At 69.5% G+C, this 13,989-nt stretch carries 9 protein-coding genes; 7 read left to right on the top strand and 2 right to left on the bottom strand.

Translation table 11 applies throughout. The annotated features are described in order from the left end of the window. Positions 1-200: 200 nt before the first annotated feature. From AB0K60_RS19350 to AB0K60_RS19340, 3 genes are all read left to right on the top strand, one after another. Positions 201-4,292, top strand: coding sequence for a Pls/PosA family non-ribosomal peptide synthetase (locus AB0K60_RS19350; protein WP_364056337.1), 4,092 nt, complete (start codon positions 201-203; stop codon positions 4,290-4,292). A 65-nt stretch (positions 4,293-4,357) separates the two neighbouring features. Continuing rightward, positions 4,358-4,642: a hypothetical protein gene (locus AB0K60_RS19345; RefSeq protein ID WP_364056334.1), complete on the top strand. Its 285-nt coding sequence runs from the start codon at positions 4,358-4,360 to the stop codon at positions 4,640-4,642. Between the two features lie 122 nt (positions 4,643-4,764). Then, complete coding sequence (locus AB0K60_RS19340) at positions 4,765-5,517, top strand: hypothetical protein (RefSeq protein WP_364056331.1); 753 nt, start codon at positions 4,765-4,767, stop codon at positions 5,515-5,517. A 113-nt stretch (positions 5,518-5,630) separates the two neighbouring features. Here the strand turns inward: AB0K60_RS19340 and AB0K60_RS19335 are convergent, their stop codons facing one another. Then, entirely contained in the window at positions 5,631-7,181 is a 1,551-nt protein-coding gene (locus AB0K60_RS19335) for a multicopper oxidase domain-containing protein (RefSeq protein WP_364056328.1), read from the bottom strand. Beyond that, positions 7,154-7,624: a hypothetical protein gene (locus AB0K60_RS19330; RefSeq protein WP_364056325.1), complete on the bottom strand. Its 471-nt coding sequence runs from the start codon at positions 7,622-7,624 to the stop codon at positions 7,154-7,156. Before AB0K60_RS19330 ends, AB0K60_RS19335 begins: the two co-directional genes overlap by 28 nt. A gap of 176 nt (positions 7,625-7,800) precedes the next feature. Between AB0K60_RS19330 and AB0K60_RS19325 the strand changes: the two genes are divergently transcribed. The 4 genes from AB0K60_RS19325 to AB0K60_RS19310 all read left to right on the top strand — a co-directional run bounded on the left by AB0K60_RS19325 (position 7,801) and on the right by AB0K60_RS19310 (position 13,988). Next, positions 7,801-8,928 (top strand): sensor histidine kinase, encoded by a 1,128-nt coding sequence (locus tag AB0K60_RS19325; RefSeq protein ID WP_364056323.1) that lies wholly within the window; start codon positions 7,801-7,803, stop codon positions 8,926-8,928. Then, entirely contained in the window at positions 8,925-9,587 is a 663-nt protein-coding gene (locus tag AB0K60_RS19320) for a response regulator transcription factor (RefSeq protein ID WP_364056320.1), read from the top strand. Before AB0K60_RS19325 ends, AB0K60_RS19320 begins: the two co-directional genes overlap by 4 nt. Positions 9,588-9,821: 234 nt before the next feature. Beyond that, on the top strand, positions 9,822-12,425 hold the full coding sequence (locus AB0K60_RS19315; protein ID WP_364056317.1) for an alpha/beta hydrolase fold domain-containing protein: 2,604 nt from the start codon (positions 9,822-9,824) through the stop codon (positions 12,423-12,425). Between the two features lie 33 nt (positions 12,426-12,458). Next, positions 12,459-13,988: an AMP-binding protein gene (locus tag AB0K60_RS19310; RefSeq protein WP_364056314.1), complete on the top strand. Its 1,530-nt coding sequence runs from the start codon at positions 12,459-12,461 to the stop codon at positions 13,986-13,988. Position 13,989 lies beyond the last annotated feature (1 nt).

Genomic DNA, 13,989 nt, shown 5'->3' with positions numbered 1-13,989 from the left:
GCGCTGGAGGGGGTTGGTGCCGGGTGTTCCTTCCTGGATTGTCCGAGTGTGTGGGAGGGGCTTGGGTGACGTTCGGGAGGGTTTTGTGAGCCCTGGTGAGCGGGGCGGGGATGGCCGGGGAAGTCCGTGCGGCCCGGGATCGCACGGCTGGAGGTGGTCAGTGCGGGTGCTTCTCGATCGTCCAAGGCAGTGGAGGGGGCATGAGCGACGTTCAAGAGTTCCGTGAGCGCGGTCGGCGGTGGACGTCGGCGGACGGGGTGAGCGTGCGGGGAGCCCAAGGCGGCGGCCATGCCGTTCGGTGGCGGCGTGGCGAGCGGTTCCACCATCTGTTCGAGGGCCGGTGCGATCGGCTGTGCCGTACCGGGCGAGGCGGGCGGCTCGCGGTGGACGCAGGGGACGACAGGCTCACCTACGGGGAGCTGGATGTCCGGGCCAACCGGCTCGCTCGGTATCTGGCCCGGTGCGGGACCCGGGCGGGGGACCGCGTCGCGCTGCTGTTCGACCACCCCTTGTCCGGATATATCGGCATGCTCGCCGTACTGAAGCTCAACGCCGCCTACGTACCCCTCGACGTCGCCTTCCCCGCCGACCGCATCGCCTACATCGCCCGGGACGCGGGCGTACGCGTCATCCTCACCCAGGCCCACCTGCGCGACCTCGCCGAGATATGCGGCGACGGCGTCACGTGCGTGGCCGTGGACGAGGCGGCGGACCGCGTCGCGGCCGAGGACGACCGGCGGCTCACCGACGCGGAGACCGGCGGCCCCGCCGACGACATCTGCTACATCATCTACACCTCCGGATCGACCGGCCGCCCCAAGGGCGTGGCGATCCCGCACGCCGCCGTCTGCAACTTCGTCCGCGTCGCCGCCGAAATGTACGGCCTGCGCCCGGACGACCGCGTCTACCAGGGCATGACCATCGCGTTCGACTTCTCCGTCGAGGAGATCTGGGTGCCGCTGCTCACCGGCGCCACCCTCGTCCCCAAACCCGCGGGCACGACCCTGCTCGGCGACGAACTCCACGCCTTCCTGACCGCGAACCGCGTCACCGCGCTGTGCTGCGTGCCCACGCTGCTCGCGACCCTCGACGCCGACCTCCCCGGCCTCCGCTTCCTGCTGGTCTCCGGCGAGCCCTGCCCCGCCGACCTGGCCGCCCGCTGGCACCGCCCCGGCCGCCGATTCCTCAACGTGTACGGCCCGACCGAGGCGACCGTCACCGCCACCTGGTCCGTCCTCGACCCCGCCCGGCCCGTGACCCTCGGCGTGCCGCTGCCGACGTACACCGTCGTCGTCCTCGACCCCGCCGAGAATAGGGCGCTCCCGCCCGGCGAACTCGGCGAGATCGGCATCGCGGGCATCGGGCTCGCCCGCGGCTACGTCAACCGCGACGACCTCACCCGCCGGGCGTTCATCCCCGACTTCCTCGGCATCCCCGGCAACCCGTCCGGCCGCATCTACCGGACCGGCGACCTGGGACGCGTCAATGACGACGGCGAGATCGAATACCACGGCCGCATCGACGCACAGGTCAAGATCAAGGGGTACCGCGTCGAACTCGACGAGATCGAGTCGGTCCTGCTGCAGGTCCCCGGCATCGCCCAGGCGGTGGTGGGCACCCACGAGCCGGAACCCGGCGTGACCGAACTGGTGGGGTACTACACCTGCGCCGACGGCGACGTGGACCACGCGACCGTCTACCGGCGGCTCCGCGACCGCCTGCCCGCCTACATGGTCCCGGCGTACCTGGAACGGCTCGCCGCCATCCCGACGTTGCCGAGCGACAAGGCCGACCGCACAAGCCTCCCCCCGCCGAAAGGCCCCCGCGGACTCTCCGCCGACGCCGAACCCGGCCGCACACCGCCGTCCGGCCCGGCCGAACGCCTCCTCGCCGACGCGCTCGCCCACGTCCTCCGCCTCGAACAGGTCGGCGTCGACAGCCACTTCTTCACCGACCTGGGCGCCAACTCCCTGCTGATGGCCCGCTTCTGCGCACAGGTCAGGAAACACGCGGGCGCGTCCGCAGTGTCGATGAATGTGTCCATGAAAGACGTCTACCTCCACCCGACGATCAGAGACCTCGCCGCAGCATGCGCAGACGGCCTCGGCAGCGCCCCCGAACACGCCGACCCAGGCCGGAGCCGCGCCGCACCCGTGAGCACGCCCCGCCACCTCCTGTGCGGGACCATTCAGCTTCTGCTGTTCCTCGGCTACCTCTACCTGGCCGCACTCGCCGGCACCCGCTGCTACGAGTGGATCGCCGACGCCTCCGGACCCGCCGAGGTGTACCTGCGCTCCCTGACCGCCGGGGGCGCGATCTTCATCGGCATGTGCGCGATCCCCATCCTGGTCAAATGGGTGCTCATCGGCCGCTGGAAACCCGGCGAGATCCGCATCTGGAGCCTGCCGTACATCCGCTTCTGGACCGTCAAAACCCTGATCCGAAGCAACCCCCTGGCCCTGTTCGCCGGGTCACCCCTCTACGTGCTGTATCTGCGCGCACTCGGCGCCAAGATCGGCCCAGGCGTGACGATCCTCTCCAAAACCGTCCCCGTCTGCACCGACCTGCTGACCATCGGCCGCGGCACCATCATCCGCAAGGACACGTACTTCTCCTGCTACCGCCCCCGCACCGGCAGGATCCAAACCGGCCCGGTCACCCTCGGCGACAACGTCTACGTCGGCGAGGCCACCGTCATCGACATCGGCACCCGAATCGGCGACTCCGCCCAACTCGGCCACGCCTCCTGCCTCCAATCAGGCCAAACCATCCCCGAAGCCGCCCGCTGGCACGGCTCCCCGGCCCAGCCCACCACCACCGACTACCGGACGGTCGCCCCCGCCCGCTGCGGCACCCTACGCCGATTCCTCTTCGCCACCACCCAGGCCCTGACCACCCTCACCCTGGCCATCCCCCTCACCATCGGCGGCACCTACCTCCTGGCCACCCAAATCCCCGCCCTCGCCAAGATCGTGAACGGCCACCCGGCCGACCCCACCGCCGCCGCCTTCTACCTCGACGCCCTGACCCTCTCCAGCGCCCTCTTCTTCGGCGCCCTCATCACCGGCCTGCTCTTCATGATCGCCGTCCCGCGCCTGCTCCGCCCCATCCTCAAACCCGGCCGAACCTACCCCCTGTACGGCTTCCACCACTGGGCCCACCGCACAACCGCCGCCCTAACGAACTCGCCCTTCTACATGACCCTCTTCGGCGACAGCTCGTTCGTCGTCCACTACCTGCGCTGCCTCGGCTACGACCTGTCCCACGTCGAACAGACCGGCTCCAACTTCGGCGCCGAACTCAAACACGAGTCCCCGTACCTGTCCCACGTCGGCACCGGCACGATGGTCTCCGACGGCCTGTCCATCATGAACGCCGACTACTCAAGCACGTCCTTCCGCCTGACCCACACCACCATCGGCGCCCGCAGCTTCCTCGGCAACGACATCACCTACCCCGCCCAGAGCAAGGCCGGCGACAACTGCCTCCTAGCCACCAAGACCATGATCCCCATCGACGGCACCCCGCGCCACGACACCGGCCTGCTCGGCTCCCCACCCTTCGAGATCCCGCGCACCGTCACCCGCGACACCGAGATCGCCCACCTCACCACCCCCGACCGCCCCCACCGCCTGACCGCCAAAAACCGCCATAACGCCCAGACCCTCGCCCTCTACCTCTTCGTGGCCTACACCAACACGCTGATCATCACCCTGCTCACCCTCCTCACCGCCTCCCTCTACACCAACCTCGGCCCCCCGGCCATAGCCGCAGGCGTCCTCGCCGCCCTCCTCGCCACCGTGACCTTCCTCCTCCTCACCGAACGCGCCATCGCCGGCTTCCGCCCCCTGCGCCCCCGTACCTGCTCGATCTACGACCCCTACTACTGGTGGCACGAGCGCTACTGGAAAATCAGCTCCCTCACCCCCCTGACCCTCTTCAACGGCACCCCCTTCAAGCCCCTGCTCCTACGCCTGTCAGGCGTCCACATCGGCCGCCGCGTCTTCGACGACGGCTGCGGCATCCCAGAGAAAAGCCTCGTCACCCTGGGAGACGACTGCGCCCTGGCCGAGGGCACCGTCCTCCAGGCCCACTCCCTCGAAGAAGGCGTCTTCAAGTCCGCCCCCATCAAAATCGGCGCCACCTGCACCATCGGCACCAAGTCCTTCGTCCACTACGACGTGACCATGGGCCCCGGCGCCGTACTCGAAGCCAACGCCTTCCTCATGAAGGGCGAAGAGGTCGAGCCCCACACCCAATGGCAAGGCAACCCCGCCAGACACCGACGCTGATCGTCAAGCCTCCTGAGCGACTTTGCTGCTGAGGTACTTTGGTAGCATGGGTTGAGGAGGAGAGTATGACACCACCTCACGCCACTAAACGGCAAGCACCACTGAAGGTCGACCCCGCCACGGACGAATTGATCACTCAGGGTGCTCATTTCCTGGGCATGACAAAGAAGGATCTGGTCGCCACAGCCGTACGCGCCTATCTGGACGATCAGCGCGAACAAATTCGTCGCGGGATGCTGGAGTCGATGAAGATTCTTGATGGTTCGCTGTCCTCCGGGGTGTCGTTGCTCACCGGTTTCTCACCTGAACGCATCGAGGAACTCGGCGGTACAGGCGACTGGGAGGAATGACCCTCTGTGCAGCGTGTCCGCCCGACACTTCGTGTCCTACGTGATGACCTGAGCCTGCCCATCCCGCCCGGTGCCCCTACCAAGGCCCTGAACCTCGTGCGGGGGGCGTACGTTCTTGGGGCATGAGGATACGAACGGCCCTGGTCATGGCGGTGTTGGCGCTGACGGCGGCTTGCGGAGGGGCGGAGTCGGATATGTCGGTCGCCTCTGCTGGGGACGGGCCGGCGAAGCGGGTCGCCTCGTGGGGGGAAGAGGGCGGGTTCGTGCCCCCGACCGTGAATGTGCTGCGGCCGCCGAAGGTGGTGGTGTACGGCGACGGCCTGGTGGTCGTGGATGCGAGCAGGCAACTGAAGCTCACCGATGCCGAGGTGGGGGAGACGGTCGCGGCGTTGGGGAAGAGCCTGAGCGGGCAGCCGCCGACGGCGGAGCCTCGGCCGGGTGCGCCGGCGGTGACGGATGTGCCGACCACGGTGTTCGGGGTGCGGGGGCAGGACGCGAAGGTGCTGGAGGTCCGGGTCCCGGCTCTTGAGCAGGTCGCGGACTTCTATCCACAGCAGCTCTCGGACGCGAAGAATCTGATGAGCGGCCTGGCGGCCCGCGCCGCGAAGGAGGGCACCGATTACGTGGCCACCCGGGTGAGAGTGGTCGCCGAAGGGGCCGCGTCGGCGGAGGGCAAGCCTGCGCCCTGGCCCGCAGGGGTTCCGGAGCCTTCGGGGCAGGTGGACCCGGTGTGGCGGCAGGATCTGCAGGGGGCGGCGGCGACGGCGGTCACCAAGGCGGTTCCCGCCAAGCAGGAGTACGGCCGGTCGCTCTTCACAACCAGTTCGGGGGCGGTTTTCGTGCTCTCCTGGAGGTACTTGCTGCCTGACGAATAGCGGGAGAAGCGCGCGTTCCAGGCCGGCGGTGGTGAACTTCGCCCACCGGCCGGCCCGCGCCCACATTCGCTCACATCGCGCGATGGGCCATGGTTGATGTGGCGCTTCGCCGGTCAGATGACGTCGAAGTCGGCCATCATGCCCATGTCCTCGTGTTCGAGGTTGTGGCAGTGGAGCATGTAGCGGCCCCGGTGGCCTTCGAATCTGACCAGGGCTTCGACGACCTCGTACGGCCGGACGTCCACGGTGTCCTTCCAACCGGCGTCGGAGGGGGCCGGGGGCTTGCCGCTGCGGGAGAGGACCTGGAAGTGGGCCAGGTGGATGTGGACCGGGTGGTGGAAGTCGCTGGCGAAGCGCCAGATTTCGGTGGTGCCGAGGCGGGGGGTGGCCAGTGGGGTGCCGGGGTGGTACGGGCGGCCGTTGATCGCCCACAGGGTGTTGTGGAGGCGGAAATCGAGATGGCGGGTGGTGGTTGCGCGGCTGGGGGGTGGGGTGTCCGGGCGGGAGAGGCGGTGGGGGATTGAGCTGGGGTCGTGGGCGGAACGGGTGATGCGGAATCGCATGACATTTCGGGTTTGGTCGTTGCTCAGGGTGTTGATGAGCGTGACCGTCGAGCCGATCGGGTAGGCGGAGAAGTCGACCACCACGTCGAAGCGTTCGCCGGGGGAGATGGGAAGGGTGGTGTGGCGCAGGGGGGCGGTGAGCAGCCCCTGGTCGCTGCCGATCTGGGTGAAGTCGCCTCCGGGCGACAGGGCGAGCCGGTAGCGGCGGGCGTTGGACGCGTTGAGCAGGCGCAACCGGTGGCGGGTGGCGGTCACCTGCAGTTCCGGCCAAGGGGCGCCGTTGACGAGGATCACGTCGCCCTCCACGCCTTCCATGTAGTCGGCGTCGACGCCGGGCCGTACCAGGAGGGACGGGTCGGTGGACGGGTAGCGGAAGGAGCCGTCCTCCTCGAAGGCCCGGTCGCAGATCATCAGAGGGATGTCCCGGTCGCCCTTCGGGAGGGGGAGGGCGTCGTCCTCGTCGTCGCGGATCAGGGCGAAACCGGCGAGACCGCGCCAGACCTGGGGGCCGGTGAAGTCCATGCGGTGATCGTGGTACCAGAGGGTGGCCGCCCGCTGATCGACGGGGTAGGCGTAGTCTCTCGCGCCGGAGTGCAGGGTCCACTTCGAGAGGTCCAGCGCGGTCCCGTGATGGCCGGGCGGCGGGCGGAAGCCGCGGGTCGCGGCCACCACCAGGTCGGTGGGGTAGCCGTCGGAGCCGGGCGGGGTGACGCCGCCGTGCAGGTGGGTCGAGGTGGGTACGGGCAGTTCGTTGCGGACCCGTACGGTGACGGGGGAGCCGCGGCGCAGGTCGAGGGTGGGGCCGGGGAAGGTGCCGTCGTAGCCCCACACCTCCGTCGTGGTGCCGGGGATGATCTCCTGTGTGGCCGAACGCTGGACCAGTTCGTAGTGGCCGGGCCGTACCGGGGCGGCGGTCCGGGGGATCGGGAGCGGCACGGTGAACGGGGCGGGCAGGGGGAGCCGGCTGGTCAGGACCTGGCCGGCGGCCTCGCCCGTCTGCGCGGCGAGCACCCCGTAACCGGCGGCGGCCAGCGCGGCGCCGCCGGTGACGGCGAGGAAGCGTCGGCGGCGCATCACTCGCCGCCGACCGGCAGTCGCCACGCCCACACGGTCAGCAGGGCGGACAGGCCGAAGATCGTCATGCCAAGCGGCAGGTGGACGGTGAGGACGCGGTCCTCTCCCAGCGAGAACTGGGTCAGCGCCAGCGCCACGAGCAGGAGATTGGCGACGACGGGAGTACGGGGGCCGACGCGGCGGAACCACAGCGGGGCCGCGACCAGGGCCTGCAGCTCCACGAGCGTGATCAGTAATGTGGCGTTGTCGTGGTGCCAGGAGAGCATGTCGACGTCGCCGGTGACGAACAGCCCGGCGAGGGCCGCCTGGGCGAGCACATCGAGCAGGGTCGCGGCGGTGAGGACCCGCAGGGAGAGAACGATCCTGCGGGTCGTGAAGATTGCCGGCGGTGTCGTGGGGAAGAGGCGGGCACCGGCGCGCAGGCGGGAACCGGGGGTTCTGGGGTGGGCCGTGCCCGATTCGCGGGTCATGGGCGTCATCGTGACCGTATACCGGTTCAAAATCGTCGCCTCGACGTGGGCGTTCACGCGTACATCCCCGGATGTACGGCAGCGCCTACGGTCGGCGGCGTACCACTCCGGTAGGAGGCGTCACCTCGTCCGGCAGGTCCTCGCCGTCGCCCTCCGGCCCGCCTACCGTTGACGACGTGGGACAGCGGGCAAGGGACGCGCTGATCGCGGCAGTGGTCATGACGTTGTGCGTCGGGGGCACCTACGGGAACCTCTCCAACTCGGGAATGGTCGAGCGGCCACTCGCCACCGTCGGACTGCTGCTGCTCCTGGTGTCCTCCGCGGTGCTGGCATTCCGGCACGTCACGCCCCTGGCGGTCGGACTGCTCACGGTGGCCTGCTGCGTCGCCTACTACGCGATCGGCTATCCGGGAATCTTCGCCGGCGCGCCGCCACTCGTGGCGATCTTCACGGCCGCGACCCTGGGTCGTCGGCGGCTGTCGGTCACCCTCGCGGTCGCGCTGGCCGTCGGCATAGCCATTCCGGTCGCCTTGGCCGACACCGACCCCAAACCGGGAGGCATCGGTCTGATCAGCGGCTGGCTGGTGGCAACGGTCATCGCCGGAGAGGTGACGCGCAACCGCCGCGCCTACCTCCGAGAGGCCGAGCGCCGGGCCGCCGAGGCCGAGCGCACCCGCGACGAGGCGGCGCTGCGCCGGGCGAGCGAAGAACGGCTGTGGATCGCCCAGGAACTCCACGACACGCTCACCCACGCCATCTCCGTGATCAACGTGCAGGCGGCGGTGGCGACGCATCTGCTGGACCGCAAGCCGGAACAGGCCCGTGAGGCGCTCGCCGCGATCCGGGAGTCGGGGCAGGAGGCGATGCGGGAGCTGCGGGGCACCCTGAAAGTGCTGCGGCAGGCCGACCAGGACGGGATGGCCGCCGGGCTGGACGGGGTGCCGAGGCTGGCGGCGCGGGCGGAGGCGGCGGGCATACCGGTGGAGGTGGTGACGAAGGGCGAGCGGCGGGAACTGTCCCAGCCGGTGGACCGGGCCGCCTACCGCATCGTGCAGGAGGCGCTCACGAACGTTCTGCGGCACGCGGGCGGGGCGTCGGCGACGATCACGATGGAGTACGGTCCTGACACGGTGACGGTACGTGTGGAGGACGATGGGCGAAACGAGCCGGAGGACATCGGGCAGGGAATGGGGTTGATCGGCATGCGGGAACGGGCGGTCGCCGTCGGCGGCTCGCTGACGGCCGGGCCGCGGGCCGGGGGCGGCTTCGCCGTACGGGCCGAACTGCCGCTGGGGAACGCATGATCCGCGTCCTCCTCGCCGACGACCAGCGCCTGATCCGCGCCGGCTTCCGCGCCCTGCTCGACTCCGAGGACGACATCGAGGTGGTCGCCGAGGCCGGCAACGGCGGCGAGGCGATCGAGCTATGCCGAGCGCTGCATCCCGACGTGGCCCTCTTGGACGTACGCATGCCCCTGCTCGACGGCATCCAGGCCACCCGCCGCATCGGAGCCGACCCCGACCTCACCGGCGTCCGCGTGGTGATCCTCACCAACTACGCCCTCGACGAGTACGTGTTCGCCGCCCTGCGCGCCGGCGCCGCCGGATTCCTGGTCAAGGACACCGAGCCGATGGAACTTTTGCGCTCGATCCGCGTGGCCGCCGCCGGCGAGGCGCTGCTCTCCCCACTGGTGACCCGCCGCCTCATAGAGGAATACGTATCCACCCCGCCTCGGCTCGTGGCCGTGAAAGGCATGGAACGCCTGACCACCCGCGAACGCGAGGTGCTGCAACTCGTCGCCACCGGGCTGTCCAACGAGGAGATCGCCGCCCACCTGGTGATCAGCAACGCCACGGTCAAAACGCACGTCAGCCGCGTCATGACCAAGCTCGCCGCCCGGGACCGCGCCCAACTGGTGGTCTTCGCGTATGAATCCGGCCTGGTCGTCCCCGGCGGCCGTTGAACATCCTTACGAGGCGACCGACCTGACCCCTGGCGGGATGGCAACGTCGTGGCGTGGCGAGTGGCGTACGCCGTTCCTCGGTGGCCGTGGCGGTCGTGGGGTGGGTGGGGCATTTCAGAAGGGTGAACGGGAGGTGGTTGGCGGCGTGTAGTTGCACTATTCGAAATTCGGGCTGTTTCTCGGCCTCGGCGTGGCACGCAGACTGGCGGCCGTACGGACCTCCGAGGAGTGAACATGCCCAATTCCGAGCAGCCCGACTATGACGTCATCGTGGTCGGTGCCGGCTTCGCCGGTATCTATGCGGTCCACAAGTTCCGGGACCGGATGGGTTTGCGGGTCCACGCCTATGACGCGGCGGGTGACGTCGGCGGGACGTGGTATTGGAATCGGTACCCCGGTGCGAGGGTCGACATCGAGAGCGTGCACTACTCCTACTCCTTCTCGGATGAGTTGCAGCAGGAGTGGCACTGGAGCGAGCGGTATCCGACTCAGGCCGAGATTCTGCGGTATCTGCAGCACGTCGCGGATCGGTTCGACGTGCGCAAGGACATCAGCTTCAACACGCGGATCGTCTCGGTGACGTGGGATGAGCAGGCGGATCTCTGGCGGGTGGCGACCGACGACGGACGGACCGCGACCGGGCGGTACTTCGTCTCGGGGGCCGGGACGCTCTCCGTGCCCAAGAAGCCGGACTTTCCGGGCATCGAGGCGTTTGCCGGGCGGGCGCTGGTGACCGGCAACTGGACCGAGGACGTCGATCTCGTCGGCGAACGCATCGGTGTCATCGGCACCGGCTCGACCGGGATCCAGGTGATTCAGGACGTCGCCAAGTACGCCGGCGAGCTCACTGTCTTTCAGCGCACGCCCAACTACATCACGCCGGTCGGGAACTATCCGACCGATCCGGCGGAGGAGGCGGCGGAGAAGGCGAGGTACGCCGAGATCCGGGAGGCGGCGCGTAATCACTTCCTCGGCGTCCCCTACACCGAGGTGCGGCCGTCGGCGAAGGCGGCCACTCCCGAGGAGCGGGAGGCGATCTTCAACGATCGCTGGAACCGGGGCGGGCTGCGGTTCTTCATCGACAGCTTCGCCGACCTGCTGGTGGACGCCGAGTCGAACGAGCTGGCCGCCGAGTTCATCCGGAACAAGATCCGGGAGAGGGTCAAGGATCCGGAGAAGGCCGCCAAGCTGACGCCGACGGACCATCCGTACGGCACGAAGCGGCCGCCACTGGAGATCGACTACTACGAGGCGTTCAACCGCGACAACGTGCACCTCGTCGACGTCAAGGAGAACCCGATCGACACCGTCGTCCCGGAGGGCGTCCGGCTGGCCGACGGGACGGTGTACCCGCTTGACGTGCTCATTCTCGCCACCGGCTTCGACGTCCTCACCGGGCCGTTGCTGGCGCTGAACATCACCGGTCGCCGGGGTCTGCGGCTGGCCGACGCCTGGGCGGAGGGGCCCCGGACCTACCTGGGCCTGACCGTGCACGACTTCCCGAACCTGTTCACGGTCACCGGGCCGCAGAGTCCTTCGGTGCTGTACAACGCGGTCCTCGGCATCGAAGATCACATCGACTACATCGGCCGGATGATCGGCTTCATGCGTGAACGCGGCCACACGGTCGTCGAACCGACGGCGCAGGCGCAGCGGCAGTGGGTGATCGAGACCGACGCGATCGGGGCCATGACGCTGGTGCCCGACAGCCCGTCGTCGTACTACATGGGTGCGAACATACCGGGCAAACCTCGCAAGATGCTGCCGTACGCCGGTGGCGCTCCCCGTTACCGAACGATCAGCGACAACATCGGGCGGAACGGCTATCGCGGGTTCCGGTTCGCCGCCACGAGCAGAGACCTGGACGCCGCCGACAGCGCGCCCGCGCTCGATCCGTCGGTGGCATTCCTGGTGGAAACGCTCAAACGGCAGGCGTACGCCGGGTTCCGCGCGGCCGGCGTCGACGGCACCCGAGCGGTGGTGGAGTCCTTCACGGGACTGCAGGCCCCGAAGAAGGAGGTCGCCCGGGTCTCCGACCACTCCTATGGTCCCGATCCCGCGCATCGACTGCGGATCTACCACCCCGAACCGGGCGCGACGGGCCTTCCCGTGGTGGTCTACGTCCACGGCGGCGGCTTCGTCGGCGGCAACCTCGACGTCGTGGACGAGGTGGCCCGCGACCTCGCCGTCCGCACCGGCGCCGTCGTCGTGTCGGTGACCTACCGGCGTGCGCCGGAGCACCGCTTCCCCGCCGCGCACGACGACGTCTACGCGGCGCTGCGCTGGACGGTCGGGAACATCTCCGGGCACGGAGGCGATCCCGCACGCGTCGCGCTGGCGGGGGACTCCGCCGGGGGCAATCTCGCGGCCGGGGCGGCGCTGCGGGCGGTCGAGGACGCCGTGCCGCTGAGCGCGCTGCTGCTGATCTATCCGCTGGTGAACGCCACCATCGCGACGCCGTCACGTGAGCGGTTCGCCACCGGCTACCTGATCGAACTCGACGATCTGGCCTGGTGCGGTGAGCAGTATGTGAGCGGCGCCGACGACCTCGCCGATCCGCGGCTGGCGCTCGACACGGCCGACCTGGCCGGGCTGCCGCCGACGTTCATCATCACCAACGAGCTCGACACCTTGCGGGACGAGGCCGAACTGCTCGGCCGGCTGCTGACCGAGGCCGGCGTGGACGCGACGGTGCGGCGCTTCGACGGGCTCGCGCACGGCATGTTCTGGGCGTCCCTGGCCGTCCCGCGCAGCGCGGAGCAGCGCGCCGCGGCGGCGGAGTTCCTGGTGGCGCGTCTCGCGCCTGCCCGGTCGGCGGCCGCCGGCGTCGTCGCCTGACCCGTCCGACCCGCTTCCACCGGAGGTATGCGCGTGTACTACCCCCTGACCATCCGCGACTTTCTCGACCGGGCCGAGCACGTCTACCCGGACCGCATCGGCATCGTGGACGAGCCCGATCAGCCCGCCTCGCCGCTGCCGGCGCTCACGTTCCGGGAGATCGCCGAGCACGCCCGCGCCCAGGCGGCCTTCCTCGACTCGCTGGATGTGCCGGTCGGCGGCCGGGTCGCCGTCATCTCGCAGAACTCGTCGCGGCTGTTCACGTCGTTCTTCGGCGTGCCCGCGTACGGGCGGATCCTCGTGCCGATCAACTTCCGGCTGGCCCAGCCGGAGATCGAGTACATCGTGCGGCACTGCGGGGCGGACGTCGTCTACGCCGACCCGTCGCTGAAGGACGCGCTCGACGCGCTGGACGTCAAGCACAGGTTCCTGCTGGGCGACGACGATTCGATGTTCCTGCACGGCGTCGAGCCACGGCCCTGGGCGACGCCCGACGAGGCGGCCACCGCCTCGATCAACTACACCTCGGGCACGACGGCCCGGCCCAAGGGCGTGCAACTGACCCATCGGAACCTGTGGCTGAACGCCGTGGTGTTCGGCATGCACACGACCATCGGCGACCGGGACGTGTACCTGCACACGCTGCCGATGTTCCACTGCAACGGCTGGGGCATGCCGTTCGCCCTGACGGGCGTCGGGGCCAAGCACGTCGTGCTGCGGCAGATCGACGGCGCCGAGATTCTGCGTCGCGTCGACGAGCACGGCGTGACCCTCATGTGCGCCGCGCCCGCGGTGCTGAACGCGGTGCTCGACGCGCGTGCGGCCTGGCGGGGCGAGGTTCCGAGGCGTGACCGGGTCCGGGTCGTGTGCGCCGGGGCGCCCCCGCCGACCAGGACCATTCAACGGGTCATCGACGAGCTGGGCTGGGAGTTCATCCAGATCTACGGCCTCACCGAGACGTCGCCGCTGCTCACGATCAACCGTGGCCGGGCCGAGTGGGACGGGCTGGCGTCGATCGAGCGGGCCAAGCGGCTCGCCCGCGCGGGCGTCCCGGCGCTGGGCGTGCGGATCAAGGTCGATGCGAGCGGGGAGCTGCTCGCCGCCACGAACCACAATCTGGACGGCTACTGGAACCAGCCGGAGGAGACCGCGAAGGCGCAGGCCGGCGGCTGGTTCCACACCGGCGACGGGGGAGTCGTCGACGACGAGGGCTACGTCGTCATCAGCGACCGGAAGAAGGACGTCATCATCACCGGCGGCGAGAACGTCAGCTCGATCGAGGTCGAGGACGCGCTGATGTCGCATCCCGCCGTACGGGAGGTCGCCGTCATCGGGATCCCCGACGACAAGTGGGGCGAGCTGGTCACGGCGCTTGTGGTGACCGACGGCTTACCGGTGACGGCGCAGGATCTGATCGCGCACTGCCGTACCCGGCTCGCCGGCTACAAGTGCCCGAAACGGGTCGACTTCGTCGATCACCTCGCGCGGACCGCCACCGGCAAGCTGCAGAAATTCAAGCTACGCGAGCCCTACTGGGCTGGGCGCACCCGTCAGGTCAACTGAG

Origin of the sequence: Thermopolyspora sp. NPDC052614, assembly GCF_040678635.1 — a bacterium.
Classification (GTDB): domain Bacteria; phylum Actinomycetota; class Actinomycetes; order Streptosporangiales; family Streptosporangiaceae; genus Thermopolyspora.
This window is presented reverse-complemented; position numbering and strand designations above follow the sequence as displayed.

Coding starts and splice junctions, on each gene's coding strand:
- AB0K60_RS19350 (WP_364056337.1), top strand. CDS start 201: ATGAGCGACGTTCAAGAGTTCCGTGAGCGCGGTCGGCGGTGGACGTCG.
- AB0K60_RS19345 (WP_364056334.1), top strand. CDS start 4,358: ATGACACCACCTCACGCCACTAAACGGCAAGCACCACTGAAGGTCGAC.
- AB0K60_RS19340 (WP_364056331.1), top strand. CDS start 4,765: ATGAGGATACGAACGGCCCTGGTCATGGCGGTGTTGGCGCTGACGGCG.
- AB0K60_RS19330 (WP_364056325.1), bottom strand. CDS start 7,624: ATGACCCGCGAATCGGGCACGGCCCACCCCAGAACCCCCGGTTCCCGC.
- AB0K60_RS19320 (WP_364056320.1), top strand. CDS start 8,925: ATGATCCGCGTCCTCCTCGCCGACGACCAGCGCCTGATCCGCGCCGGC.
- AB0K60_RS19315 (WP_364056317.1), top strand. CDS start 9,822: ATGCCCAATTCCGAGCAGCCCGACTATGACGTCATCGTGGTCGGTGCC.